This is a genomic window from Moorena sp. SIO3B2, from assembly GCF_010692525.1.
In the GTDB taxonomy this organism is placed as follows: Bacteria; Cyanobacteriota; Cyanobacteriia; order Cyanobacteriales; family Coleofasciculaceae; genus Moorena; species Moorena producens.
The window spans coordinates 1-3,785 of the sequence record NZ_JAAHHE010000507.1; the positions used below are offsets into that span (position 1 = coordinate 1).

Consider the following 3,785-nt stretch of genomic DNA (forward strand, 5'->3'; position numbering starts at 1 on the left):
AACATTCTGTTTCAGCCATTGCACCAAAAACTTCAGGTCTTCTTCACTAGGGGTTTCACCAATAACCGTAAAATTATCCCCAAAACAAATTGCTGCACCTTGAGCACTGGTTAAGTCCAGTAAATTGGGGTCATGCTTAACTAAGCCATCAATAAAGTTTTCTTCTTGGGACATATACTCAATCAATATTGATTGAATATAGGACAACTTCATCTGATAGTCATAGTCTTCCGTCTCTTCTCGGGCTGAAATCTCTGAGAAAATCACTCGTCCTAAAAATTCGCAAGCTTTGCGCAACTCATAGGATACATATTTAGGGGTTTGATGATGACAAGCAATAAGTCCCCAGAGTTTTTTATCTTTAATCAATGAAATAGTCAAAGACGCCCCAACTCCCATATTGTGGAGGTACTTGATATGACAGGGGGAAGCACTTCTGAGAATTGATAATGTTAAATCAAGGGGGCGATTGGTGATGGGATTATCGGTAGGAAAAATCTCAACAGGTTGGGAATTGGCATCTGGAATTAAGCGGATCCAATTGGAACAGAATAATCGTCTAGCTGGTTTAGGAATATCGGATTCTGGATAGTGTAAGCCTAGGTAAGATTCCAGACTGTCTAGTTTTTCTTCGGCAATAACTGCTCCATGGTCATCATCTTCAAACTTATAGAGCATCACCCGGTCAAACCCAGTGACTTTTCGCACCTCTTTGACGATGATTTGACAAAAATCTCGGAGGTTTGAGGTTTGTTGGAGCTGGTTGATGGAGGCTCTTGCTAGATGATAAAAGCTTAAAAATGGGATAGTCTCACGGGAAACTGCTGGTTCTAATTCCAGAATCAGACATCCATCTGAGTTACGATGAAACACACCATCAAATACTGCGTAATCATCCCCTTTTTTCCTCGCCCAAATTTTAGTAGGATTGATCAGGTCTAGATTTTCCTCAGATAACCCAGCTTTAATTCTCTCCACTTGGAATGGGTCAAGTACATCTTCTAGGGTTTTTTCTAGCATGGCTTCGGCAGGGATTCCCAAAACCCTAGAGGTATTGTTGCTAACTTGTAATATTTTTAGCTCAGGCTCTTCCAGTACCAACAGTCCCCCATGAGGCTGAATTTGACCAATTACATGAATCGGTTCGTGATCCAATCTGGTTTGTTGTGCTGGTAAATCTATTCCTAGCATAATTCTCTGACCTTAATCCAGGATTATAAACAGTTATACGAGTTCTAGAAGGAAGGCTCTCCGATTATCGATATCATTCCTAATACTATTTGGCCTAATACTATTTGGTCTAATACTTGTGGATCTTTAACCGAACTTACCTATGACTAGCTAGCAATCTCTAGTATATCCCAGGAAGTCAACGACTAGGTCTAGAGTAATTTTTAAAAAAACATTAAATTTTTTGTCTTGCCTTTAGATCTTCTGCTGTTTATGGGATTCCTCTTGCCATCAAGAGGAATGTTAGCCTTGCTTCTAAAAAAATATTAATAATAATACGTAAAAACTCAATATTTAATAATTTAACTTAACAAAAAACGTTAACTTCTGATGGACAAACGTAAACGCAAATCAGGTTGTTACACATCACTTTCATCTCCCCACACTCCATTAAGGGAGTAGGGAGTAGGGAGTAGGGGTAACTAAGTTGACTGTATCTCCCCACACTTCCCACACCTCCCACACTCTTATCCCCTACAGCCGCAGATGCAATTTGTCGCAAAGCTGATCAAAATAGGATTGAAAGTCTTTTGTCGTTGATACCTCAGAGGGGAAGATGGCTTTATGGATTGCTTCTCCAACTGCTTTGGCTAACCGTGGTGGTACAGCATTACCAACCTGTCTGTATCGTGATGTTTTAGAACCTTTGAATACAAAATGATCAGGAAAGGATTGGAGTCTAGCTGATTCCCGTACCGTCAGCCGTCTTACCCCTTCAACTGTTCCTGATCTCGGCTTTCCCCCATTCATTAAATGACGGTGATACACCAGTAAAACACCTTCAGGATCAATAATGTGGGTGCAGTAACCGACTGTAGTAGCGGTAATGGTAGGACTTGGTGCATCGAAATTGATGGGTTTTCCCCCACCTTTGACTAGAGTTGCTGTCCAAGGGGTAGGACGAATAACGGGTTTATTGGCATAGGAAACTTTAGTGGTATTGGGCTCATAGTCAGGAACATCAGTTAAGGCTGAACCCGATGAAATATAGGGATTAGATGTCCCTAAACCATGGGTTTTCCGGGGAAACGTAAAATCATTTTTTGTGGCTAAACCGACGAAAAATAGACGTTCACGATACTGGGGAATTCCATAGGATGCTGCCTCTAACACCTCTACATAAACTGAATAATCTAGGGTTTGAAGCTGCTGCTCAATCCATTGATAATAGTGATTTTTTTTAGACCTTTGCAACCCAGGCATAGTTTCCATTAAAAATGCCTTTGGTCGAATATCCCTTACCGCTCGAATAAATTCTGGAACTAAATCCTTAGGCTTGGCTCGGGATAACTGTTTATTTCGCTCTTGGTTTGGGACAGAAAAAGGTTGACATGGCGGTGAACCTACTACTAGGTCAATACCTTGAAATTGAGTAAAGTCTATAGCTCGAACATCGGAGCGAATAACATTAGTGCTAGGAAAGTTTTCTCGATAAGTGGAAACAGCAGACTTATCAATTTCTATTGCTGTGGTGATCTGCCACCCAGCCATATGGAAACCTAGAGAAAGGCCACCTGCCCCTGCAAATAGATCGATGGCGTTTTTTGAATCATTCATGACTTAGGGAGCAGTTTTTAGCTATCAGCTATAGCATTTTTATTTGGAGTAGGGAGTAGGGAGCAGCGGTAAGAAAATTTACTGTACCTCATAATTATGATCAGGGCTATATTTGGACTAATTGTAGTTTAAGGGTATCAGCTGATTTTGTTATGCCAAATTGGTACATATTTGATTATTTACGATCAGGTTAGTAAGGTTTAAGGGTTAAGGTTGAAGGTTTAAGGTTGGAGGTTGGAGGTTGAAGGTTTAAGGTTGGAGGTTGGAGGTTAGAGGTTGAAAGTTGTTAGCCTTTGGCGTCCCTTGTAGGGTAGGGTGAAAATACTGAGTGATCTGAATTAGCTAAAACCATGCTATAAATACCCTGTTTTTTCCCACTCTCCTCACCCTCCCCAAACTTCCTAGTTTTTACCCTATTCCCTATTCCCTATTCCTTATTGCCTATTCTCTGTTCAATACTTCTGATGCTAGAGTTATGCTAAATCAGCAAGACAATGACAGAGTTTAGCCAGGGTAATAAAACTAAAAAACTAACTATTGCCGCCTCTTCAAAAGGTGTCGAAACAGCGAAAAAAGCTTTGGAAAAGCTAGAGTTTGAATTAAAAAGTAACTTCCCCAAGTCACAAGGGATAAGTCACTATACAGTTACCCAATTTTTTAAGTCAGAGCCAATTCAGCTTGATTTATTTAAACGAATATGTGAGGGATTGACCCTAGACTGGAAAGAAATTGCGGGAATAGTAGAAGAAAAATCATCAGAACAACTAAACAAAACTGATGGCAGTAGCTCAGAGCCGGTGCAGGGTGTAGAGCAAAGTCAAACCCTGACGCACCAAGAGACTATAATCGAAAGACAAAGTCAAACAATAAAAGCTGTTCTTGTATTAGAAGGAGATATAAATTCAGTTCAACCTTCAAAACTGATTGAATCTATTTTACAACAATCTTCAGGATACACGATCAACATTATTGATATCAAACCAAGCCGCTTAATCTTA

General features: G+C 40.1%; 3 protein-coding genes and 1 pseudogene. 1 reads left to right on the forward strand and 3 read right to left on the reverse strand.

Annotated features, from left to right (window positions below; genetic code table 11):
• The 3 genes from F6K38_RS37080 to F6K38_RS37090 form a co-directional block, all read right to left on the reverse strand.
• On the reverse strand, positions 1 to 1,191 hold a 1,191-nt coding region (locus F6K38_RS37080), incomplete at its 3' end, for a GAF domain-containing protein (RefSeq protein ID WP_287360005.1).
• A 346-nt stretch (positions 1,192 to 1,537) separates the two neighbouring features.
• Positions 1,538 to 1,732 carry a hypothetical protein gene (locus F6K38_RS37085; protein WP_287360007.1) on the reverse strand — a complete coding sequence of 65 codons (195 nt, stop codon included), beginning with the start codon at positions 1,730 to 1,732 and terminating at the stop codon, positions 1,538 to 1,540.
• Positions 1,705 to 2,787 carry a DNA cytosine methyltransferase gene (locus F6K38_RS37090; protein ID WP_008177580.1) on the reverse strand — a complete coding sequence of 361 codons (1,083 nt, stop codon included), beginning with the start codon at positions 2,785 to 2,787 and terminating at the stop codon, positions 1,705 to 1,707. The genes F6K38_RS37085 and F6K38_RS37090 overlap by 28 nt, the downstream gene beginning before the upstream one ends.
• A 494-nt stretch (positions 2,788 to 3,281) precedes the next feature.
• On the opposite strand from F6K38_RS37090, the pseudogene F6K38_RS37095 reads away from it, so the two are divergent.
• Positions 3,282 to 3,785: pseudogene (locus F6K38_RS37095) on the forward strand (pentapeptide repeat-containing protein); the annotation flags it as partial.

Bases quoted from the DNA above. Each gene is read 5' to 3' on its own strand.
- F6K38_RS37090 (WP_008177580.1), bottom strand. From the start codon at position 2,787: ATGAATGATTCAAAAAACGCCATCGATCTATTTGCAGGGGCAGGTGGC.